6 protein-coding genes are annotated in these 24,180 nt (G+C 74.5%); 5 read left to right on the top strand and 1 reads right to left on the bottom strand.

The annotated features are described in order from the left end of the window. Nucleotides 1-13 precede the first annotated feature (13 nt). Nucleotides 14-1,633: a bifunctional 3-(3-hydroxy-phenyl)propionate/3-hydroxycinnamic acid hydroxylase MhpA gene (gene mhpA, locus HDA31_RS19505; protein WP_178064075.1), complete on the top strand. Its 1,620-nt coding sequence runs from the start codon at nt 14-16 to the stop codon at nt 1,631-1,633. Nucleotides 1,634-1,656: 23 nt separating this feature from the next. Further along, nucleotides 1,657-2,544, top strand: coding sequence for an SAM-dependent methyltransferase (locus HDA31_RS19500; protein ID WP_178064076.1), 888 nt, complete (start codon nt 1,657-1,659; stop codon nt 2,542-2,544). A gap of 55 nt (nt 2,545-2,599) precedes the next feature. On the opposite strand, the gene HDA31_RS19495 is transcribed toward HDA31_RS19500, so the two are convergent. Further along, nucleotides 2,600-3,358 carry a thioesterase II family protein gene (locus HDA31_RS19495; protein ID WP_074478938.1) on the bottom strand — a complete coding sequence of 253 codons (759 nt, stop codon included), beginning with the start codon at nt 3,356-3,358 and terminating at the stop codon, nt 2,600-2,602. A gap of 285 nt (nt 3,359-3,643) precedes the next feature. Between HDA31_RS19495 and HDA31_RS19490 the strand changes: the two genes are divergently transcribed. From HDA31_RS19490 to HDA31_RS19480, 3 genes are all read left to right on the top strand, one after another. After that, nucleotides 3,644-9,178 carry a type I polyketide synthase gene (locus HDA31_RS19490; protein ID WP_178064077.1) on the top strand — a complete coding sequence of 1,845 codons (5,535 nt, stop codon included), beginning with the start codon at nt 3,644-3,646 and terminating at the stop codon, nt 9,176-9,178. 39 nt (nt 9,179-9,217) lie between these two features. After that, complete coding sequence (locus HDA31_RS19485; RefSeq protein ID WP_376701455.1) at nt 9,218-23,113, top strand: type I polyketide synthase; 13,896 nt, start codon at nt 9,218-9,220, stop codon at nt 23,111-23,113. Between the two features lie 176 nt (nt 23,114-23,289). Further along, nucleotides 23,290-24,147, top strand: coding sequence for a metallophosphoesterase family protein (locus tag HDA31_RS19480; RefSeq protein ID WP_178064079.1), 858 nt, complete (start codon nt 23,290-23,292; stop codon nt 24,145-24,147). Nucleotides 24,148-24,180 lie beyond the last annotated feature (33 nt).

Genomic DNA, 24,180 nt, shown 5'->3' with positions numbered 1-24,180 from the left:
CGGGGGGACGGCGATGACCGACGTACTGATCGTGGGCTACGGCCCGGTGGGCCAGGTGGCGGCGATCCTGCTCGCCCAGCGCGGCTTCACCGTGCAGGTGGTGGAGAAGTGGGCCACCCCGTACAGCATGCCCCGCGCCGTGTCCTACGACGGCGAGGCCAGCCGCATCCTCGCCGCCTGCGACCTCGGCGACACCCTCGACCCGGTGTGCGAGCTGTCCGGCGAATACACCTGGAAGAACGGCTTCGGCCGCACCCTGCTGCACGTCAAGGTCGCCGAGGACGGCCCGACGGGCTGGCCCGACTCGATCTCCTTCTACCAGCCCGGCCTGGAGGCCGCCCTCGCCGCACGCGGCGCGGCCCTGCCCGGCGTGCGGGTGCTGCGCGGCGTCGAGGTGACCGACCTCGCCGACCACGGCGACCACGTCGAGGTGGCCGCCGTCGACGCCGACGGCACGCCCCACGCCTTCACCGCCGACTGGGTGCTCGGCTGCGACGGCGCGAACAGCTTCGTCCGCCGCTGGCTCGGCGCGACCGTCACCGACCTCGGGTTCGGCTACGACTGGCTGGTCTGCGACGTGGTGCTGAACGAGCCCGTCGAGTTCAAGCCCAACAACCTCCAGATCTGCGACCCGGCCCGCCCCCGCACCGCCGTCTCCGCCGGCCCCGACCACCGGCGCTGGGAGTTCATGCGGGTGCCGGGGGAGACCCTGGCGGAGTTCCAGACCGAGGCCAGCGTGTGGCGGCTGCTCGGCCTGTTCGACATCACCCCCGACACCGCCCGGCTCGACCGGTACGGCGTCTACACCACCCAGGCCTGCTACGCCGACACCTGGCGCTCCGGCCGGGTGTTCCTCGCCGGGGACGCCGCCCACGTCATGCCGCCCTTCCTCGGCCAGGGCATGAGCTCCGGCTTCCGCGACGTGATCAACCTGGCCTGGAAGCTGGACCTGGTGCGTCGGGGGCTCGCCGACGCCACCCTGCTCGACACGTACGAGGTGGAACGCAAGGCGCACGTGCAGCACGCCATCCGGATGTCCATCGACTCCGGCAGGGTGATCTGCGAGACCGACCCGAAGCAGGCCGCCGGCCGCGACTCGGTGATGCTCGCCGCGCTGCGCCGCCGCACCCAGGCCAAGCACGCCCGGTCGCTGCGCGAGGCCATCGTCGACGGGGTGCTGCACCGCCGCCCCGACGGCACGCCCGCCCCCCACGCCGGCGACCCCGCGCCCCAGGGGCGGGTGGCCGCCGGCGGGCGCACCGGGCGCTTCGACGACGTCGTCGGCGGCGGCTTCGTGCTCGTCACCCGCGCCGACCCGACCGCCGACGGTGACCCGGCCGCCGCCCTCGACGCCGACGCCGCCGCGTTCCTCGACGCCCTCGGCGTCCGCCGGGTCACCGTCCGCCCCGCCGACGCCGCCGCCCCCGCGATGCCCGCCGACGCCGACGCGGCCGGCACCGACGTGGTCGACCTCGACGGCGTCCACCTCGGCTACCTGGCCGGCGCGGCCGCCGACGCCGTGCTGATCCGGCCCGACTTCTACGTCTTCGGCGTCGCCGCCGGCCCCACCGGCCTGGCCGCCCTGGTGGACGACCTGCGCCAGCAGGTCGCCGCCCGGGTGCCGCAACCCTGACCACCTGCTGCGCAAGGAGTGACATGCTGGAGAACATCCGCACCCTCGGCCGGGTCATCCGCACCCTGGCCACGAAGGACCCGGTGACCCGGGTCCGCCGCTTCTACGAGATCCAGTCCCCGAACGTGGAGTTCGCCGCCCGCACCACCCGCTACATGAACGTCGGCTACTGGGAGGACGGCGTCACCAGCCTCGACGTGGCCGGCGAGGCGCTGGCCGCGAAGCTGGCCGACGCGGCCGGCTTCAAGCCCGACGACACCGTCCTCGACGTCGGCTTCGGCTACGGCGACCAGGACTTCGCCTGGCTGCGCGAGCGCCGCATCGCCAAGGTGCACGGCATCAACGTCACCCCCCGCCACGTCGAGCACGCCCAGCAGCGGGCCCGCCGCGAGGGCCTCGCCGAGCAGGCCGAGTTCCAGCTCGGCAACGCCCTCGCGCTGCCCTTCGCCGACGGCACCTTCGACCGGGTCGTCGCCCTGGAGTCGGCGTTCCACTTCTATCCGCGCAGCGCCTTCTTCGCCGAGGCGTTCCGGGTGCTCAAGCCCGGCGGCACCCTCGCCACCGCCGACATCATCCCGCTCAGCAACGACACCGCCCGCATGTCGATCAGCTCGGGACCGCTGAGCTTCATCAAGTTCAGCATCCCCGACGAGAACTGGCACGACCGCGCGGTCTACGCCGAGCAGCTCACCGCCGCCGGCTTCGGCAACGTCGACGTGCAGTCCATCCAGGACCGCACCTGGGAGGGCTGGCGGCGGTTCCAGGCCAGCCGCCCGTCCGACCCCGCGTTCCAGGCCGAGGCCGACCGCAGCGCCGTCAAGGGCATGGCCAACCACTGGCGCGACGAGACCCTCATCAAGAAGGAACTCGCGCTGCTCGACTACGTCATCGCCGTCGCGCACAAGCCGTGACAGCGACGCGGCCCCCGCCGGTGTCCGGCGGGGGCCGCGCCACGAACCACCGCGGTCAGGACACCGGCGTACGCGCCAGAGCCGCCGAGATCGTCCGCAGGATCGCCGGCTGGTGCTGCGCCAGGAAGAAGTGCCCGCCCGGGAACACCTGAAGGTCGAACGCGCCCGTGGTGTGCCGCTCCCACGCCCGCGCCTCGTCGACCGTCGTCTTCGGGTCGGCGTCGCCCGTGAACACCGTCACCGGGCAGCCCAGCTTCGGCCCCGGCGTGTACTCGTACGTCTCCGCCGCCCGGTAGTCGTTGCGGATCGCCGGCAGCGCCGCCCGCAGCAGCTCCGCGTCGCCGAGCACCGCCAGGTCCGTGCCGCTGAGCTTGCGCACGTCGGCGAGCAGCCCCTCGTCGTCGAGCAGGTGCACCGTCTCGTGCCGGGGGCACGACGGGGCCCGCCGCCCGGACGGGAACAGGTGCGCCGCCGGAGCGCCCGTCTCCGCCTCGATCAGCCGCGCCACCTCGAAGCCCAGCGTCGCGCCCATGCTGTGCCCGAAGATCGCCAACGGCTGGTCCAGCCACGGCCGCAGCACCCCGAACACCTGCCGGGCCAGCTCCGGCAGGTTGTCCACGCACGGCTCCTGGCGGCGGTCCTGCCGCCCCGGATACTGGATGGCGAGCACCTCCACGGCCGGCGACAGCGCCCGCGACACGGGGAAGTAGAAGCTCGCGGACCCACCGGCGTGCGGCAGGCACACCAGCCGCCGCGCCCCGGCCGGCGCCGGGTGGAACCGGCGGACCCACAGGCCGTTGTCTGAGTCGGTCATGCGTACACGCGGTCCTTCCAGCGGTGGTGCCGGGATCCGCCGGCACCGGTGCGATCAAATGGACGCTAATCGGATCCACCGGGGGCGGCCACCCCTAGCGGACCGCCGCGCGGGTTAGGGGTTGTCGCAGGTCATCGCGACGCCATAACTTTCCCCGGCAGAGGGGACCCGGGGCTGCCGGCCGCATTGTGCAAAGGACGTAGAACCGATCTGGCCTGAGGAATTCGCGCATTCGTCCCGTCGCCTGCGTCAGGTCTCCGCCGGCCACCGCGATGGGTCAGGTTGATGGACACCGAAGAGAAGCTCCGGGAGTATCTGAAGAGGGTCACCACCGACCTGCGGCGGACCCGGCAACGCCTGCGCGACGTCGAGGACGCCGCCGGGCAGCCGATCGCCATCGTCGGGATGGCGTGCCGCTTCCCCGGCGGGATCACCTCACCCGACGCGCTGTGGGACCTCGTCGCGGCCTCCGGCGACGCCGTCGGCCCCTTCCCCGCCGACCGGGGCTGGGACCTCACCGACCTGCACGACCCGACCCGGGAACGCCCCGGCACCTCCTGCGTCGCCGAGGGCGGCTTCGTCCACGACGCCGGTGACTTCGACCCCCGGTTCTTCGGCATCTCCCCCCGCGAGGCCCTCGCCATGGACCCGCAGCAGCGGCTGCTGCTGGAGGTGTCCTGGGAGGCGTTCGAGTCCGCCGGCATCGACCCGACCGGGCTGCGCGGCGGCCGCGTCGGCGTGTTCGCCGGCCTCACCCACGGCGACTACGCCGCCGGGGCCGCCGACGTGCCCGACGGCGTCGTCGACTACCTCGGCCTCGGCAACGCCGGCAGCATCAGCTCCGGCCGGGTGGCGTACGCCCTCGGGTTCGAGGGCCCGGCCGTCACCGTCGACACCGCCTGCTCGTCGTCGCTCGTCGCCCTGCACCTCGCGGCGCAGTCGCTGCGCTCCGGCGAATCCGACCTGGCCCTGGCCGGCGGCGTCACCGTGATGCCCACCCCCGCCGTCTTCGTCGACTTCACCCGGCAGGGCAACCTGTCCATGTCGGCCCGGTGCAAGGCGTTCGCCGACGGCGCCGACGGCACCGCCCTCGCCGAGGGCGTCGGCATCCTCCTCGTGGAACGCCTCGACGACGCCCGCCGGCTTGGCCACCGCGTCCTCGCGGTGGTGCGCGGCTCCGCCGTCAACCAGGACGGTGCGTCGAACGGGTTGACCGCGCCGAATGGTCCGTCGCAGCAGCGGGTGATCCGGCAGGCCCTCGCCAACGCGCGGTTGTCGCCGGCGGACGTGGACGTGGTGGAGGCGCACGGTACCGGCACGACGCTGGGCGACCCGATCGAGGCGCAGGCGCTGCTCGCCACCTACGGCCAGGACCGCGCCACGCCGCTGCTGCTGGGATCGATCAAGTCGAACCTCGGCCACCCCCAGGCCGCCGCCGGCGTGGCCGGTGTGATCAAGATGGTGCAGGCGATGCGGCATGGCCTCGTCCCCGCCACCCTGCACGTGGATGCGCCGTCGTCGAAGGTGGACTGGTCCTCCGGTGCGGTCGAGTTGGTGACGGAGTCGATCCCGTGGCCGGTGGTGGACCGGCCGCGTCGGGCGGCGGTGTCGTCGTTCGGGATCTCCGGGACGAATGCGCACGTGATCGTGGAGCAGGCGGAGCCGGTGGAGGCCGGGGAGGCCGGGGTCGGGTCGTCCGGGCCGGTGGAGTTGCCGGTGGTGCCGTGGTTGGTGTCGGCGCGTTCGGCGGAGGCCCTGGCGGGGCAGGCGTCCCGCCTGGCCGGGCACGTCCGGGACAACCCCGGACTCTCGCCGGTCGACGTGGGTTGGTCCCTGGCGACGTCGCGGGCGGCCCTCGACCACCGGGCGGTGCTCCTCGGCACCGACCGCGCCGACCTGCTGTCCGGCCTGGAGTCGCTGGCCGCTGGCGAGACCGCCCCGGGTGTGTTCACCGGTGAGGTGACCTCGGGTCGTCGGGCGTTGTTGTTCGCGGGTCAGGGTGCGCAGCGGTCGGGGATGGGTCGTGAACTGTATGACCGGTTCCCGGTGTATGCGGAGGCGTTCGACCGGGTGTGTGCGCTGTTCGTGGGTCGCCTCGGCCGTCCGTTGCGGGAGGTGGTGTTCGCGGAGCTGGGTTCGGATCTGGCGGGGTTGTTGGATGAGACGGCTTATACGCAGGCGGGTCTGTTCGCGGTGGAGGTGGCGCTGTACGAGTTGCTGGCCTCGTTCGGGGTGACGGCTGACTATCTGGTGGGTCATTCGATCGGTGAGGTGACGGCTGCGCATGTGGCGGGTGTGTTGTCGTTGGAGGATGCGTGCGCGTTGGTGGTGGCGCGGGGTTCGTTGATGCAGGGGTTGCCTGCTGGTGGCGGGATGTTGGCGGTGGGTGCGGCTGAGGCTGAGGTGCGGGCGCTTGCCGGTGGCGGTGTGGATGTGGCGGCGGTGAACGGTCCTCGGTCGGTGGTGTTGTCGGGATCTGTGGCCGATCTGGATGTGATCGCCCAGCGGTGTGCCGAGCGGGGTTGGCGGGTGAAGCGGCTGTCGGTGAGTCATGCGTTCCATTCGCGGTTGATGGAGCCGATGCTGGCCGGGTTCCGCGTGGTGCTCGATGGGTTGGCTTGGCAGACGCCGAGGTTGCCGGTCGTGTCGAACCTGACCGGGAAGCTTGTTGAGGCGGGGGAGATCACCGACCCCGGGTATTGGGTGCGGCATGTGCGGGAGGCGGTGCGGTTCGGCGACGCGGTCACCACCCTGCAAGGGTTGGGGGTGACGTCGTTTGTGGAGGTGGGGCCGGATGCGACGTTGACGGCGCTGGCGGCCGACACCCCGGCGGAGCGGCCGGTGCACCTGATCACGGCACTGCGCCGCGACCAGCCCGACACGATGGCGCTGGTCACCGCCCTGGCCCGGCTGCACGTCACCGGCACGCCCGTGGACTGGGCGGCGTGGTTCACCCACACCGGTGGGCGGCCCCGCACCGTGGACCTGCCCACCTACGCCTTCCACCACCAGCGCTACTGGCTCGACGCCGCCCCGTCCGGTGCCGACGCCTCCGGCCTCGGGGTCCGCAGCGCCGGGCACCCCCTGCTCACCGCCGAACTCGTCACCGCCGACGCCGACACCCGCCTGTACGGCGGCCGGCTGTCGGTGCGTACCCAGCCCTGGCTGGCCGACCACGTCGTGTGGGGCTCCGTCGTCGTGCCGGGCACGGCGCTCGTGGAGCTGGCCCTGCACGCCGGGGCGCAGGCCGCCTGCGACACCCTGGAGGAACTGACCCTCGCCGCCCCGCTCGTCCTGCCCGAGCAGGGCGCCCGCGCGGTGCAGCTCAGCCTCGCCGCCCCCGACGAACACGGCCGCCGCCAGGTCGCCATCCACTCCCGGCCCGCCGACGATCCGCGCGGCGACTGGACCCGGCACGCCGACGGCGTCCTCGCCCCCGGCGGCGGCGACGCGCCCGAGGCGCTCACCGAGTGGCCGCCCGCCGACGCCACCACCGTGCCCGTCGAACCGATCTACGCCCAGCTCCACCGCCTCGGCGTCGACCACGGGCCGACCTTCCGGGGGCTGCGCGCCGCATGGCGTACCCCCGATGCCGTGTTCGCGGAGGTCGCGCTGCCCGACGGCGTCACCGCCGACGGGTTCGGTCTGCACCCCGCGCTGCTGGACGCGGCGCTGCACGTCGTCGGCCTCACCGACGCCGACACCGCCGACGAGACCGCCGGGGCCCGACTCCCGTTCGCCTGGTCGGGCGTCGCGCTCGCCGCCGTCGGCGCGACCCACCTGCGGGTACGCGTCACCCGCGCCGGCTCGGCCGTCGCCCTCGCCCTCGCCGACGCCACCGGCGCGCCCGTCGCCCGGATCGGCTCGCTCGTCTCCCGGCCCGTCGCCGCCGACCAGCTCGACGCGACCGGCCCCGCCGACCTGCCCCTGTTCGACCTGCGCTGGACCGCGCTGCCCCTGCCGCCCCGCCCGGCGAGCGGCATCGTCGCGCTCGACGCCCCCGCGCTGGCCCCCGGCGGGCTCCCCGCGCTCGCCGCCGCCGTCGACGCCGGCCGGCTCGACCCCCGGTTCGTGCTGCTGCCCGCCGCCGACACCCCGCCCGGCGACCCCCTCGACGCCACCCGTGCCCGGCTCGCCGCCACCCTCGCCGCAGTCCAGGGTTGGCTGGCCGACGACCGGCACGCCGACCGCCGGCTCGTCGTGCTCACCCGCGGCGCGGTCCCCGCCGACGCCACCGGCGACGTGACCGACCTGCCCGGCGCGGCCGTCTGGGGCCTGGTGCGCTCCGCGCAACTGGAACACCCCGGCCGGTTCGTGCTGGTCGACCTCGACCCCGACACCGGCCGCCCCGACGGCGAGGTCGACCTGCTCGGCCGGGCCCTGGCCAGCGACGAACCCCAGCTCGCCCTCCGCGCCGGCCGGCTCCTCGCGCCCCGGCTCGCCCCCGCCGAACCCGACCCCACGGGGGCCGTCGACCTCCTCCCCGACGGCACAGTGCTCGTCACCGGTGCCACCGGCACCCTCGGTGGACTCCTCGCCCGCCACCTCGTCACCGCCCACAAGGTCCGGCACCTGCTCCTCGCCGGCCGGCGCGGCGGCGACGCCCCCGGGGCCGCCGACCTCCTCGCCGACCTCACCCGCCTCGGCGCGCACGCCCGCTTCGTCGCCTGCGACGTCGCCGACCGCGACCAGGTCGCCGCGCTGCTCGCCACCGTCGCCGCCGAACATCCCCTCACCGGCGTCGTGCACGCCGCCGGGATCCTCGACGACGCGACCGTCACCGCGCTCACCCCCGAACGGATCACCGCCGCGCTGCGCCCCAAGGCCGACGCCGCCTGGCACCTGCACGACCTCACCCGGCACCTGGACCTGCCGATGTTCGTGCTGTTCTCCTCCATCGCCGGCCCCCTCGGCGGCCCCGGGCAGGGCAACTACGCGGCGGCCAACGCGTTCCTCGACGGGCTCGCCCAGCACCGGCGCGCCGCCGGCCTCGCCGCCACCTCCCTGGCCTGGGGGCTGTGGGAGGCCGCCAGCGGCATGACCCGAGACCTGGGGGCCGCCCGCCGGGAACGGATGGCCCGCCAGGGCATCGCCCCCCTCGGCACCGACCAGGCGCTCGCCCTCTTCGACGCCAGCCGCAGCAGCCGGCAGCCGCTACTGCTGCCCGTCCGCCTCGACGTCGCCGCGCTGCGTGCCCTCACCACAGTCGACCACCTGCCCGCGCCGCTGCGTGGCCTGGCCGGCGTCGGCGCGCGGCGCAGCGCCGCCGGGACCGCCGCCCCGGCGGGCGGCTTCCGCGACCGGATCGCCGCCGCCCCCGACGCCGACCGCCGGCGGCTCGTGGAGGAACTCGTCACCGGCCAGGTCGCCGAGGTCCTCGGGTACGCCACGGCCGCCGCCGTCGGCCCCGGCCAGTCCTTCACTGAACTGGGCTTCGACTCGCTGACCGCCGTGGACCTGCGCAACCGGCTCACCGCCCGCACCGGGCTGACGCTGCCGGCGACCCTCGTCTTCGACCACCCCACCCCGGAGGCGCTCACCGGGCACCTGGTGGCACAGCTCGGCCCCGGCCGGTCCGCGCCGACCATCCTCGACGAACTGGACCGGTTGGAGGCGGCGTTCGCCGCGACCCCGGCCGACGACCTCGCCGAACTCACCGCCGACGAGGAGACCCGCGCCGCCGTCACCGCCCGGCTCCGGGCGCTGCTCACCCGCTGGGGCGGCGACACCGGTGACACCGCCGGCGTCGCCCAGGTGATCGACGACGCCAGCGACGACGAACTCTTCGACTTCATCGACAGCACGTTCGGTCGTTCCTGACCGGCGTACCGCCCGCTTGCCGACCAACGCGACAGGTGAATCCCGATGGCGAACGAAGCCAAGCTCCGTGAGTACCTCAAGCGCGTCACCGCCGACCTCGCCGAGACCAGCGAACGCCTCAAGGCCGCCGACGCCAGGAACCACGAGCCCATCGCCATCGTCGGGATGAGCTGCCGCTACCCGGGCGGCGTCCGCTCCCCCGAGCAGCTGTGGGAACTCGTCGCCACCGCCACCGACGGCGTCACCGGCTTCCCCACCGACCGGGGCTGGGACACCGACGCCGCGTACGACCCGACCGGGCAGCGGCGGGGCAGCACGTACGCCCGCGAGGGCGGGTTCCTGCACGACGCCGGCGACTTCGACCCGGAGCTGTTCAAGGTCTCGCCGTACGAGGCCCTCGCCATGGACCCGCAGCAGCGGCTCATGCTGGAGGCGTCCTGGGAGGCGATCGAGGACGCCCGGATCGACCCGCTGTCCCTGCGCGGCAGCCGTGTCGGCGTGTTCGCCGGCATGATGTACCACAACTACGCCGCCGGGCTGGCCGAGGTGCCCGAGCCCCTGGACGCGTTCATCGGCGGCGGCACCGCCAGCAGCGTGCTCTCCGGCCGGGTCGCCTACACGTTCGGGTTCGAGGGGCCCGCCCTCACCGTCGACACCGCCTGCTCGTCGTCGCTCGTCGCGCTGCACCTCGCCGTGCAGTCGCTGCGCTCCGGCGAGTGCACCCTCGCGCTGGCCGGCGGCGTGACCGTGATGACCACCCTGGAGACGTTCGTCGACTTCAGCCGGCAGCGCGGCCTGGCCCCCGACGGGCGGTGCAAGTCGTACGCCGAGGGCGCCGACGGCACCGGCTGGTCCGAGGGCGTCGGCGTGCTCGTCGTGGAACGCCTCTCCGACGCCCGTCGGCTCGGCCACCGTGTCCTCGCGCTGGTGCGGGGCAGCGCGGTGAACCAGGACGGTGCGTCGAACGGGTTGACCGCGCCGAATGGTCCGTCGCAGCAGCGGGTGATCCGGCAGGCCCTCGCCAACGCGCGGTTGTCGCCGGCCGACGTGGACGTGGTGGAGGGCCACGGCACGGGCACGACGTTGGGTGACCCGATCGAGGCGCAGGCGCTCCTGGCGACGTACGGGCAGGGGCGGGAGACGCCGCTGCTGCTGGGATCGATCAAGTCGAATCTGGGTCACACGCAGGCGGCGGCGGGCGTGGCCGGTGTGATCAAGCTGATCCAGGCGATGCGGCACGGTGTGGTGCCGGCGACCCTGCACGTGGATGCGCCGTCGTCGAAGGTGGACTGGTCCTCCGGTGCGGTCGAGTTGGTGACGGAGTCGATCCCGTGGCCGGTGGTGGACCGGCCGCGTCGGGCGGCGGTGTCGTCGTTCGGGATCTCCGGGACGAACGCGCACGTGATCGTGGAGCAGGCGGAGCCGGTGGAGGCCGAGGGGTCCGGGCCGGTGGGGTTGCCGGTGGTGCCGTGGTTGGTGTCGGCGCGTTCGGCGGAGGCCCTGGCGGGGCAGGCGTCCCGCCTGGCCGGGCACGTCCAGGACAACCCCGGACTCTCGCCGGTCGAGGTGGGCTGGTCCCTCGCCACGTCGCGGGCGGCGTTGGAGCACCGGGCGGTCGTTCTCGGGACGGGCCGGGACGACCTGTTGTCCGGGCTCGACACGGTGGCGTCGGGTGCGGCTGCCCCGGGGGTGCTGGCCGGTGAGGTGGTGTCGGGTCGTCGGGCGTTGTTGTTTGCGGGTCAGGGTGCGCAGCGGTTGGGGATGGGTCGGGAGTTGTATGACGGGTTCCCGGTGTATGCGGAGGCGTTCGATCGGGTGTGTGCCCTGTTCGTGGGTCGTCTGGATCGTCCGTTGCGGGAGGTGGTGTTCGCGGAGCCGGGTTCGGATCTGGCGGGGTTGTTGGATGAGACGGCTTATACGCAGGCGGGTCTGTTCGCGGTGGAGGTGGCGCTGTACGAGTTGCTGGCCTCGTTCGGTGTGACCGGTGACTATCTGGTGGGTCATTCGATCGGTGAGGTGACGGCTGCGCATGTGGCGGGTGTGTTGTCGTTGGAGGATGCGTGCGCGTTGGTGGTGGCGCGGGGTTCGTTGATGCAGGGGTTGCCGTCTGGTGGCGGGATGTTGGCGGTGGGTGCGGCTGAGGCTGAGGTGCGGGCGCTGGCGGGTGGCGGGGTGGATGTGGCGGCGGTGAACGGTCCTCGGTCGGTGGTGTTGTCGGGCCCGGTTGCTGAGTTGGACCGGGTCGCGGGGGAGTGCGTCGGGCGGGGTTGGCGGGTGAAGCGGCTGTCGGTGAGTCATGCGTTCCATTCGCGGTTGATGGAGCCGATGCTGGCCGGGTTCCGGTCGGTGCTCGACGGGTTGGCTTGGCAGCCGCCGAGGTTGCCGGTCGTGTCGAACCTGACCGGGAAGCTTGTCGAGGCGGGGGAGATCACCGACCCCGGGTACTGGGTGCGGCACGTGCGGGAGGCGGTCCGGTTCGGCGACGCGGTCACCACCCTGCACGGGTTGGGGGTGACGTCGTTCGTGGAGGTGGGGCCCGACGCGACGCTGACGGCGCTGGCCGCCGACACCCCGGCGGAGCGTGCGGTGCATCTGGTGGCGGCGCTGCGTCGCGACCAGCCGGAGACGACCGCGCTGGTCACCGCCTTGGCCCGGCTGCACGTCACCGGCACGCCCGTGGACTGGGCGGCGTGGTTCACCCACACCGGTGGGCGGCCCCGGACCGTGGACCTGCCCACCTACGCCTTCCACCACCAGCGCTACTGGCTCGACGCCCGCACCCGCCCCCACGGCCCCGCCGGGCCTGGCGCCGACCCGTGGCGGTACCACGTCACCTGGCAGCCCCTGCCCGACCACCCCCGGCGGGAACACGACGACCTCCTGCTCGTGGTGCCCGACGACGGGGCGGCCGACCAGTGGGCGACCGCGCTCGCCGCGCCCGGCGTACGGGTGCTGCGGGTCGCCGCCGACCGGGACCGCAACGGCCTCGCCAGCGACCTCGCCGACGCGTACGCCGACGGCCAGGGACGACCCGGCAGCGTCCTGTCGCTGCTCGGCCTCACCTCCGGCGCGCACCCCGACGCCGCCTCCGTGCCCGCCGGCCTCGCCCACACCGTCGCCCTCGCCCAGGCACTCGGCGACTCCGCCCTCCCCGCCCGGCTCTGGATCGCCACCCGGGGCGCGGTCTCCGTCGACCCCCGCGACCAGCCCGTCGACTGCGACCAGGCGGCCCTGTGGGGCTTCGGCGGCGTGCTGCGCGCCGAGCACCCCCAACGCTGGGGCGGACTCGTGGACCTGCCCCCGACCGCCGACGCGCGTGCCGTCCGGCAGGTGCGCCGGCTGCTCGGCGGCGAGCGCACGGAGGACCAGGTCGCGGTGCGCGCTACCGGCGCGTACGCCCGGCGGTTGACCCGCGCCCGCCGGCCCGCCGCCCCCGCACGCGCCTGGACCCCGCGCGGCACCACGCTCGTCACCGGCGGTACCGGCGCGCTCGGCGGGCACGTCGCCCGCGCCCTCGCGGCGGCCGGAGCCGAGCACCTGCTGCTGGTCAGCCGCCGTGGCCCCGACGCCCCCGGCGCGGCCGCCCTCGCCGGGGAACTGACCACCCTCGGCACCCGCGTCACCGTCGCGGCCTGCGACGCCGCCGACCGGGACGCCCTGCGCGACCTGCTCGCGGCGATCCCCGCCGACCTGCCGCTCACCGCCGTCGTGCACACGGCGGCGGCGCTCGACGACACCGTGGTCGACGCCCTCACCGTGGACCGGATGGCGACCGCCCTGCGCGCCAAGGTCGACGCGGCCCGCCACCTCGACGAACTGACCCGGGGCCACGAGCTGTCCGCGTTCGTGCTGTTCTCCTCCCTCGCCGGCACCATGGGCGGACCCGGCCAGGCCAACTACGCTCCCGGCAACGCCTGGCTCGACGCGCTCGCCCGGCGTCGCCGGGCCGGAGGGCTGCCCGCCACGTCCATCGCCTGGGGGCTGTGGGCCGACGGCGGCGTCAGCGCCGGCGACTTCGAACGTCGGATGGCCCGCAACGGCTTCGGCGCGATGGACCCCGCTACGGCCGCCCGCGCGCTCACCGCCGCGCTGGAGGACGACGAGACCCACCTCGTCGTCGCCGACGTCGACTGGGACCGGGTCGCCGGCAGCGCCGCCGGTCGCCGCCCCGACCCGCTGATCCGGGGCCTGCTGACCGCGCCGCAGGTCACCGACGCCGCCACCGCCGACCGGGCCGCCGGCGGCGGCGCCCTGCGGGACCGGCTCGCCGGGCTCACCGACGCCGAGCAGCTCGACGCCCTCCGCGACCTGGTGCGCGCCGAGGTGGCGGCGGTGCTCGGCCACGGCAGCGCCGACCGGGTGCCCGCCGAACGCGCGTTCCGGGACCTCGGCTTCACCTCGCTGACCGCCGTCGAGCTGCGCAACCGCCTCGACGCGGCCACCGGGCTCACCCTGCCCGCCACGCTCGCCTTCGACCACCCCAACCCGACCGCCCTGGCGGCCCACGTCCGCGCCGAGCTGCTGGGCGGCCACTCGCCGTCCGCGACGACCCCGACGGTACGACCCGTCGACGACGACCCGATCGTCATCGTCGGCATGGGCTGCCGCTTCCCCGCCGGGGCCGGCTCGCCGGAGGAGTTCTGGCGGCTGCTCGCCGACGGCGTCGACGCCATGTCGGACTTCCCCACCGACCGGCACTGGGACCTGACCGCGCTGCACCACCCCGACCCCGGGCACCCCGGGGCGTCGTACGTGACGCAGGGGGCGTTCCTCGCCGACGCGGGGGCGTTCGACGCCGGGTTCTTCGGCATCTCCCCGCGTGAGGCCGTCGCCATGGACCCGCAGCAGCGGCTGCTGCTGGAGGTGTCCTGGGCGGCGATCGAGGACGCCCGGATCGACCCCCTCACGCTGCGCGGCGGGCGCGTCGGCGTCTTCGCCGGCACCAACGGGCAGGACTTCGACAACCTCATCCGCAACGGCGGCGAACAGCTCGCCGGTTACGGTGCCACCGGTGCCTCCGCGAGCGTGCTGTCGGGGCGGGTGGCGTACTCGTTCGGGTTCGAGGGGCCGGCGGTCACCGTGGACACGGCGTGCTCGTCGTCGTTGGTGGCGTTGCACCTGGCGGCGCAGTCGCTGCGTTCGGGCGAATGTGACCTCGCGTTGGCCGGCGGCGTGACCGTGATGGCCACCCCCGGCGCGTTCGTCGAGTTCTCCCGGCAGCGCGGGCTGTCCGCCGACGGGCGGTGCCGGTCGTTCGCGGAGTCGGCGGACGGGACGGGGTGGGGCGAGGGCGTCGGGGTGCTGCTGGTGCAGCGCCTGTCGGACGCCCGCCGGGACGGCCGTCGGGTCCTGGCGGTGGTGCGGGGCAGCGCGGTGAACCAGGACGGTGCGTCGAACGGGTTGACCGCGCCGAATGGTCCGTCGCAGCAGCGGGTGATCCGGCAGGCCCTCGCCAACGCGCGGTTGTCGCCGGCGGACGTGGACGTGGTGGAGGCGCACGGCACCGGCACGACGCTGGGCGACCCGATCGAGGCGCAGGCACTCCTGGCCACCTACGGGCAGGGGCGGGACACGCCGCTGCTGCTGGGCTCGGTGAAGTCGAACCTGGGCCACACCCAGGCGGCGGCGGGCGTCGCCGGGATCATCAAGATGGTCCTCGCCCTGCGACATGGCCTGGTGCCGGCGACCCTGCACGTGGACGAGCCTTCCACGAAGGTGGACTGGGCGTCGGGCGCGGTCGAGTTGGTGACGGAGTCGATCCCGTGGCCGGTGGTGGACCGGCCGCGTCGGGCGGCGGTGTCGTCGTTCGGGATCTCCGGGACGAACGCGCACGTGATCGTGGAGCAGGCGGAGCCGGTGGAGGCCGTGGAGGCCGGGGTCGGGTCGTCCGGGCCGGTGGAGTTGCCGGTGGTGCCGTGGTTGGTGTCGGCGCGTTCGGCCGACGCCCTCGCCGGGCAGGCGGCGCGCCTGGCGGACTTCCTCCGGGAGCGTTCCGGGTGGTCGCCGGTCGACGTGGGTTGGTCCCTCGCCACGTCGCGGGCGGCGTTGGAGCACCGGGCGGTCGTGCTGGGCGCGGCGGGTGACGACCGGCTGTCCGGCCTGGAGTCGCTGGCGTCGGGTGCGGCTGCCCCGGGGGTGCTGGTCGGTGAGGTGGTGTCGGGTCGTCGGGCGTTGTTGTTCGCGGGTCAGGGTGCGCAGCGGTCGGGGATGGGTCGTGAACTGTATGACCGGTTCCCGGTGTATGCGGAGGCGTTCGACCGGGTGTGTGCCCTGTTCGCGGGTCGCCTCGGCCGTCCGTTGCGGGAGGTGGTGTTTGCGGAGCTGGGTTCGGATCTGGCGGGGTTGTTGGATGAGACGGCTTATACGCAGGCGGGTCTGTTCGCGGTGGAGGTGGCGCTGTACGAGTTGCTGGCCTCGTTCGGGGTGACGGCTGACTATCTGGTGGGTCATTCGATCGGTGAGGTGACGGCTGCGCATGTGGCGGGTGTGTTGTCGTTGGAGGATGCGTGCGAGTTGGTGGTGGCGCGGGGTTCGTTGATGCAGGGGTTGCCGTCTGGTGGCGGGATGTTGGCGGTGGGTGCGGCTGAGGCTGAGGTGCGGGCGCTTGCCGGTGACGGTGTGGACGTGGCGGCGGTGAACGGTCCGCAGTCGGTGGTGTTGTCGGGCCCGGTTGCTGAGTTGGACCGGGTCGCGGGGGAGTGCGTCGGGCGGGGTTGGCGGGTGAAGCGGCTGTCGGTGAGTCACGCGTTCCATTCGCGGTTGATGGAGCCGATGCTCGCGGAGTTCCGCACGGCCCTCGCGGCCCTGGAGTGGCGGGTCCCGAGGTTGCCGATCGTGTCGAACCTGACCGGGAAGCTTGTCGAGGCGGGGGAGATCACCGACCCCGGGTACTGGGTGCGGCATGTGCGGGAGGCGGTCCGGTTCGGTGATGCCGTGGCGACCCTGCACGGGCTGGGGGTGACCACGTTCGTGGAGGTGGGGCCGGACGCGACGTTGACGGCGCTGGCCGCCGACGTGGCGGCGGAGCGTGCGGTGCACCTGATCACGGCGCTGCGCCGCGACCAGCCGGAGACGACGGCCCTGGTCACCGCCCTGGCCCGGCTGCACGTCACCGGCACGCCCGTGGACTGGGCGGTCTGGTTCACCCACACCGGCGGCCGGCCCCGCACCGTGGACCTGCCCAGCTACGCCTTCCACCGCAGGTGGTACTGGCCCGAGCCCGCGTCGGCTGCCGGCGGCACCCCGCGAGCGAGCGACGACGTCGACGAGCGGTTCTGGGCGGCGGTGGAGCGGGAGGATCTGACCGGCCTCGGTGCGGAACTGGAGGCGGAGCAGTCGCTGAGCGACCTGCTGCCGAAGCTCGCCCGCTGGCGGCGGGCGGGTCAGCAGCAGTCCACCGTCGACTCGTGGCGCTACCGCGTCGAGTGGCGGCCCGCTCCGACCGTACCGTCGGCGGGGTTGACCGGGACGTGGCTGGTCCTGGTGCCACCGGCGCAGGCCGACCACCCCCTCGCCGAGGGCCTGGCCGAGCAGGGCGCGGAGGTTCTGACGGTCGGCCTCGACCCGGCGGGGACGAGCCGGGACGACGCGGCCGGGCGGCTGCGGGCCGCGCTGCCCCGCTCGGGTGAGGTCGCCGGGGTCCTGTCGCTGCTGTCGCTGCCCGGGGAAGCGGACGGGGAAGCGGGCGTGGCCGAGAGCCTCGCCGTGATCCAGGCGCTGAAAGACTGCGGCGTGGGCGGCCGGGTGTGGTGGGTGACCCGCGGCGCGGTGTCGGTGGGCAGGTCCGACGCGCCGGTCGACCCGGTCGCTGCGGCGGTGTGGGGCGTGGGCCGGGTGGCGGCGTTGGAGGAGCCGCGTCGGTGGGGTGGTCTGGTGGATCTGCCGGGCGTGGTGGACGCGCGGGTGGTTCGTCGGGTGTGTCAGGTGTTGGCGGCGGGTGTCGAGGATCAGGTGGCGGTGCGGTCGTCGGGGGTGTTCGTGCGGCGGTTGGCGCGGGCGGGTGGTGACCTGGTGCGGCGGGAGTTCCGGTTGTCGGGGACGGTGTTGGTCACGGGTGGCACGGGGGCGTTGGGCGCTCGGGTCGCCGGGTGGGCGGTCGGGGCGGGTGCCGAGCACGTGGTGTTGGTGAGTCGGCGTGGTGAGCGGGCTGCGGGGGCGGGGGAGTTGGCGGAGCGGTTGCGGGCGTCCGGGGCGCGGGTGACGGTTGCCGCCTGTGACGTGGCGGACCGGTCGGCGCTCAGGGCGCTGCTCGACGGCCTCGCCGACGCGGGTGACCCCGTCCGCGCCGTCGTGCACGCCGCCGGAGCGCCCCAGTTCACGCCGCTGGGCGACGTCACGCCGGACGAGCTGCGCGACGTGCTCCGCGCCAAGGTCGACGGGGCGGCGCACCTCGACGCGTTGCTGCCGGAGCTGGACGCGTTCGTGGTGTTCTCGTCGATCGCCGGGGTGTGGGGTTCGGCCGGGCAGGCCGGCTACGCGGCGGCCAACGCCTACGTCGACGCCCTCGTCGCGCGCCGACGGGCCCGGGGCGCCGCCGCCACGGCCGTGGCGTGGGGCCCGTGGGCGGGTGCCGGCATGGCCGTCCAGGGCGAGGCACAGGAACAACTGGCCCGCCGGGGGCTGCCGGCGATGGACCCGGAGCTGGCGGTCACCGCGTTGCAGGCGGCTCTCGACCGGGACGACACGAGCGTCGTCGTCGCCGACGTCGCCTGGGACCGGTTCGCCGCCTCGTTCACCGCCCTGCGGCCCAGCCCGCTGCTGGACGAGATCCCCGAGGCGCGATCCGCGTCGCCCGACACCGCCGACGCGGGCGAGGAACAGGCCCAGCTCGGCCGTCGGCTCGCCGCCCTGACACCCGCCGAACGGGACGCCCACCTGCTCGACCTCGTACGCGCCCAGGTGGCCGCGGTGCTCGGGCACGCGACGCCGGACGCCGTCCCCGCCGACCGGGCGTTCCAGCGGCAGGGTTTCGACTCGCTGACCGCCGTGGAGCTGCGCAACCGGCTCACCGCCGAGACCGGCCTCGCCCTGCCCAGCACCCTCGTCTTCGACCACCCGACGCCGCTGGCGCTCGTCGCCCACCTCGCCGCCGAGCTGACGGGCATTCCGGCCGGGGCGGCCGAGCGGGAGCGGGTCACGGCCGTCGACGACGACCCCATCGTGATCGTCGGCATGGCCTGCCGCCTGCCCGGCGGAGTCGACACCGCCGACGAGCTGTGGGACATGGTCGCCGCCGGCCGCGACGGCATCTCCGACTTCCCCCTCGACCGGGGCTGGGACAGCTTCCTCGACGGCCGGCTGTCCGACACCTCGTTCCCCCGTCAGGGCGGCTTCGTCTACGACGCGGGGGCGTTCGACGCCGGGTTCTTCGGCATCTCCCCCCGCGAGGCCCTCGCCATGGACCCGCAGCAGCGGCTGCTGCTGGAGGTGTCCTGGGAGGCGGTCGAGTCGGCGGGACTGGACCCGTCCCGCCTGAAGGGGGAGCGGGTCGGCGTCTTCGCGGGCGCCAGCTTCCAGGGGTACGCGTCCACGGCCATGGGCCGGGACCAGGAGGTCGGCGGTCACCTGCTCACCGGCAACGCGACCAGCGTGCTGTCGGGGCGGGTGGCGTACTCGTTCGGGTTCGAGGGGCCGGCGGTCACCGTGGACACGGCCTGCTCGTCGTCGCTGGTGGCGTTGCACCTGGCGGCGCAGTCGCTGCGCTCGGGCGAGTGCGACCTGGCCCTCGCGGGCGGCGTGACGGTCATGGCGTCGCCGGCGACCTTCGTCGAGTTCGCGAAGCAGGGCGGCCTCTCCCCCGACGGGCGGTGCCGGTCGTTCGCGGAGTCGGCGGACGGGACGGGGTGGGGCGAGGGTGTCGGGGTGCTCCTCGTCGAGCGGCTGTCCGACGCCCGGCGTAACGGTCACCGTGTCCTCGCGGTGGTGCGCGGCAGCGCGGTGAACCAGGACGGTGCGTCGAACGGGTTGACCGCGCCGAATGGTCCGTCGCAGCAGCGGGTGATCCGGCAGGCCCTCGCCAACGCCCGGTTGTCGCCGGCGGACGTGGACGTGGTGGAGGCGCATGGCACGGGCACCACGCTCGGTGACCCGATCGAGGCGCAGGCGCTGCTGGCCACCTACGGGCAGGGGCGGGGCGACGCCGCGCCGCTGCTGCTCGGCTCGGTCAAGTCGAACATCGGCCACACCCAGGCGGCGGCGGGTGTCGCCGGTGTGATCAAGGTGGTGCAGGCGCTGCGGCACGGCGTGGTGCCGGCGACCCTGCATGTGGAAGCGCCCTCCACGAAGGTGGACTGGGCGTCGGGCGCGGTCAGCCTGGTCACCGAGCGCCGCGAGTGGCCGGCGGTGGACCGGCCACGTCGGGCCGCCGTCTCCTCGTTCGGCATCTCCGGGACCAACGCCCACGTGATCCTTGAACAGGCGGAACCCGTCGAGGCCGAGCCCTCCGGGCACGTCGACCTGCCCGTGGTGCCCTGGCTGGTGTCGGCGCGCACGCCGGAGGCCCTGGCCGCGCAGGCCACCCGGCTCACCGAGCACCTGGGCCCCGACGCGGGGCCGACGGCGACGGACGTCGCCTGGTCGCTGGCGACCGCCCGCGCCACCCTGGAACACCGCGCCGTCATCCTCGGCACGACGGGTGACGACCTCCTGTCCGGCCTGGAGTCGCTGGCCACCGGTGTGGCAGCGCCAGGTGTGGTGACCGGCGAGGTGGTGTCGGGTCGTCGGGCGTTGTTGTTTGCGGGTCAGGGTGCGCAGCGGTTGGGGATGGGTCGGGAGTTGTATGACGGGTTCCCGGTGTATGCGGAGGCGTTCGATCGGGTGTGTGCCCTGTTCGCCGACCATCTCGGCCGTCCGTTGCGGGAGGTGGTGTTCGCGGAGCCGGGTTCGGATCTGGCGGGGTTGTTGGATGAGACGGCGTATACGCAGGCGGGTCTGTTCGCGGTGGAGGTGGCGCTGTACGAGTTGCTGGCCTCGTTCGGGGTGACCGGTGACTATCTGGTGGGTCATTCGATCGGTGAGGTCACCGCTGCGCATGTGGCGGGTGTGTTGTCGTTGGAGGATGCGTGCGCGTTGGTGGCGGCGCGGGGTTCGTTGATGCAGGGGTTGCCTGCTGGTGGCGGGATGTTGGCGGTGGGTGCGTCTGAGGCTGAGGTGCGGGCGCTGGCGGGTGGCGGTGTGGATGTGGCGGCGGTGAATGGGCCTCGGTCGGTGGTGTTGTCGGGGTCGACGGCCGAGCTGGATGTGATCGCCCAGCGGTGTGCCGAGCGGGGTTGGCGGGTGAAGCGGCTGTCGGTGAGTCATGCGTTCCATTCGCGGTTGATGGAGCCGATGCTGGCCGGGTTCCGCGTGGTGCTCGATGGTTTGGCTTGGCAGACGCCGAGGTTGCCGGTCGTGTCGAACCTGACCGGGAAGCTTGTTGAGGCGGGGGAGATCACCGACCCCGGGTACTGGGTGCGGCATGTGCGGGAGGCGGTCCGGTTCGGCGATGCCGTGGCGACCCTGCACGGCTTGGGGGTCGCCTCGTTCGTGGAGGTGGGGCCGGATGCGACGTTGACGGCGATGGCCGCCGACACCCCGGCGGAGCGGCCGGTGCACCTGATCACGGCGCTGCGTCGCGACCAGCCCGACACGATGGCGCTGGTCACCGCCCTGGCCCGGCTGCACGTCACCGGCACGCCCGTGGACTGGGCGGCGTGGTTCACCCACACCGGTGGGCGGCCCCGCACCGTGGACCTGCCCACCTACGCCTTCCACCACCAGCGCTACTGGCTGCACGACGCGCCGCCGGCCGCCGCCGTGACCACCACCGGGGGCTCGGCGACCGACGAGCGGTTCTGGGCGGCGGTGGAGCGGGAGGACCTGACCGGCCTCGGTGCGGAGTTGGCGGCGGAGCAGTCGCTGCGTGACCTGCTGCCGAAGCTCGCCCGGTGGCGGCGGGCGGGTCAGCAGCAGTCCACCGTCGACTCGTGGCGCTACCGCATCGAGTGGCAGGCCCTCCCCGAGACGCCGGGGAGGCTGACCGGCACCTGGCTGGTGCTGGTGCCGTACGACGGGGTCGGCGCCCCGGTGCTCGCAGCCGTGACGGACGGGCTCGCCGCGGCCGGGGCGAAGGTCCGGACGCTGACGCTCGACGGCCCGGCGGACGACCGCGAACTGGTGGCGAAGTCGCTCCGCGATGTCGGCGAGGTCGCCGGTGTGGTGTCGCTGCTGTCGCTGGCCGGCGTCGGCGTGGGCGAGGCGCTGGGGGCGGTGCAGGCGCTGGCCGCCGCCGACCTGGGCGGCCGGGTGTGGTGGCTGACCCGGGGCGCGGTGTCCGTGGGCGCGTCGGACGGGCGCGTCGACCCGGTCGCCGCTGCCGTCTGGGGCCTGGGCCGGGTGGCGGCGTTGGAGGAGCCGCGTCGGTGGGGTGGTCTGGTGGACCTGCCCGAGACGGCGGACGCCCGCGCGGTCCGACGGATGTGCGGGGTGTTTGCGGCGGGGGTCGAGGATCAGGTGGCGGTGCGGTCGTCGGGGGTGTTCGTCCGGCGGCTGACGCGGGCCGGTGGTGACCCGGTGCGGCGGGAGTTCCGGTTGGCGGGGACGGTGCTGGTCACCGGCGGCACGGGGGCGTTGGGCTCGCGGGTGGCCGAGTGGGCGGTGGGTGCCGGGGCCGGTCACGTGGTGCTGACGAGCCGGCGCGGTGAGCGGGCTCCGGGTGCCGTCGAGCTGGCGGAGCGGCTGCGGGCGACCGGGGCGCGGGTGACGGTTGCCGCCTGCGACGTGGCGGACGTCGCCGCGCTGGCGGCGCTCCTCGACGGCCTCGCGGATGCCGGTGACCCCGTGCGCGCCGTCGTGCACGCGGCGGGGGCGGCGCACTCCACCCCGTTGGGCGAGCTGACCGCCGACGAGCTGACCCACGTCCTGCGCGGCAAGGTCGACGGGGCGGCGCACCTCGACGCGTTGCTGCCGGAGTTGGACGCGTTCGTGGTGTTCTCGTCGATCGCCGGGGTGTGGGGTTCGGCTGGGCAGGCCGGCTACGCGGCGGCCAACGCGTATCTCGACGGGTTGGTGGCCCGGCGGCGCGCCCAGGGTGCCACCGGGACCGCGGTGGCGTGGGGCCCGTGGGCCGGCGCGGGGATGGCGCACGGCGAGCAGCAGGAACAGCTCGGCCGCCGGGGGCTGCCGGCGATGGACCCGGAGCTGGCGGTCACCGCGTTGCAGGCGGCTCTCGACCGGGACGACACGAGCGTCGTCGTCGCCGACGTCGCCTGGGACCGGTTCGCCGCCTCGTTCACCGCCCTGCGGCCCAGCCCGCTGCTCGGCGGCATCCCCGAGGCGGGCGCAGCCGGCCGCCCGGAGACGCCGCCGCCGTCGGACTCCGGTGCCCCGCAGCGGCTGCGGGACCGGCTGGCCGCCGCCGGTGACACCGAGCGGGACCGCATCCTGCTCGACCTGGTACGCGGCACCGCCGCCGCGGTGCTGGGGCACCGCAGCCCGGCGGCGATCCGGGCCGCCCGGGGCTTCCTGGACCTCGGCTTCGACTCGCTGACCGCCGTGGAGCTGCGCAACCGGCTCACCGCCGAGACCGGACTCGCCCTGCCCAGCACCCTCGTCTTCGACCATCCGACGCCGGCCGCGCTCGCCGAGCACCTGCGCGCCGAGCTGGTGCCGCACGGGGCGGCCACCCCGGTCGTCGCCGAGATCGAACGGCTCGACGAGCTGCTGCGAACCGTGCCCGGGGAGCGCCGCGACGACGCGGAGATCACCCGCCGCCTGGAGGACCTGCTGGCCCGCTGGCGGGGCGACACCACCCCGTCGTCGCCCACCCCCGCGTCGCCCACCTCTGTGTCGCCCGTCCCCGCGTCGCCCACCCCCACCGAGGAGGTGTCCGACGACCTCTCCACCGCCACCGAGGACGACATCTTCGCCATCATCCAACGAGAGTTCGGCAAGTCCTGACCCACCCGTCCCACTCGGGGAGGGAGCGGGGCTAGGGGTCCGGTGGTGCATCTAGGGGTGTGGCGGCTCCTGCCGGTCTCCGTAGGGTCGGAGCCCGACAGGGTGTCGTCCCGTGCCGGCGCGGGACGGGCGGAGGCGGGGTGCGGGCGGGTGCCCGCAGACACGGGAGGTGCCCGGTGACCGGCTCCCAGGGCGGCCGACTCCTCGCGATCAGCGACCTGCACGTCGTGTACGCGGAGAACCGCGCCATCGTCGAGGCCCTGCGCCCCGACCACGACGACGACTGGCTGATCGTCGCCGGTGACGTCGGCGAGTTCGCCAACGACGTCGAGTGGGCGCTCGGCCTGCTCCGCGACCGGTTCGCCAGGGTGATCTGGGCACCGGGCAACCACGAGCTGTGGACGCCCCGCGACGACGCCGTCCAGTTGCGCGGCGAGGAACGCTACCGGCACCTCGTCGCGCTGTGCCGCCGCCTCGGCGTGGTCACGCCGGAGGATCCGTACCCGGTGTGGGACCCCGACGGGGACCCGGTCCTGATCGCCCCGCTCTTCGTCGGGTACGACTACACGTGGCGGCCCCCGGGGACGTACACCCGGGAGCAGGCGTTGGCGCGGGCGCACGAGACCGGCGTGGTCTGCACCGACGAGATCCTGCTGCACCCCGACCCGTATCCGAGCCGGGACGCCTGGTGCCGGGCGCGGGTGATCCACACCGAGCGGCGGCTCGACGCCGAACGCGGCGGGTTGCCCACCGTGCTGGTCAACCACTACCCGCTGGTCCGCGAGCCGACCCGGATCCTGCGCTACCCGGAGTTCGCCCAGTGGTGCGGCACCGACCTGACCGCCGACTGGCACCTGCGCTACGACACCCGCGTCGCCGTCTACGGCCACCTGCACATTCCCCGCACCACCTGGTACGACGGTGTCCGGTTCGAGGAGGTGTCGGTCGGCTACCCGCGCGAGTGGCGTCGCCGGGCCACCCCGCCGGGACGGCCCCGCCAGATCCTCCCGGCCCCCGCCCGGTCCCGCCGTTGATCGCCGCCGGACGGGTCAGCGGAGGCCGTCCCA

This window comes from Micromonospora carbonacea (genome assembly GCF_014205165.1).
Taxonomy (GTDB): domain Bacteria; phylum Actinomycetota; class Actinomycetes; order Mycobacteriales; family Micromonosporaceae; genus Micromonospora; species Micromonospora carbonacea.
The sequence above is the reverse complement of the archived record's forward strand: the minus strand, read 5'-3'. Positions and strand labels throughout refer to the sequence as shown.

What these genes read in the sequence shown, in the direction of transcription:
- mhpA (WP_178064075.1), top strand. Translation starts at nt 14, where the DNA reads ATGACCGACGTACTGATCGTGGGCTACGGCCCGGTGGGCCAGGTGGCG.
- HDA31_RS19500 (WP_178064076.1), top strand. Translation starts at nt 1,657, where the DNA reads ATGCTGGAGAACATCCGCACCCTCGGCCGGGTCATCCGCACCCTGGCC.
- HDA31_RS19495 (WP_074478938.1), bottom strand. Translation starts at nt 3,358, where the DNA reads ATGACCGACTCAGACAACGGCCTGTGGGTCCGCCGGTTCCACCCGGCG.
- HDA31_RS19490 (WP_178064077.1), top strand. Translation starts at nt 3,644, where the DNA reads ATGGACACCGAAGAGAAGCTCCGGGAGTATCTGAAGAGGGTCACCACC.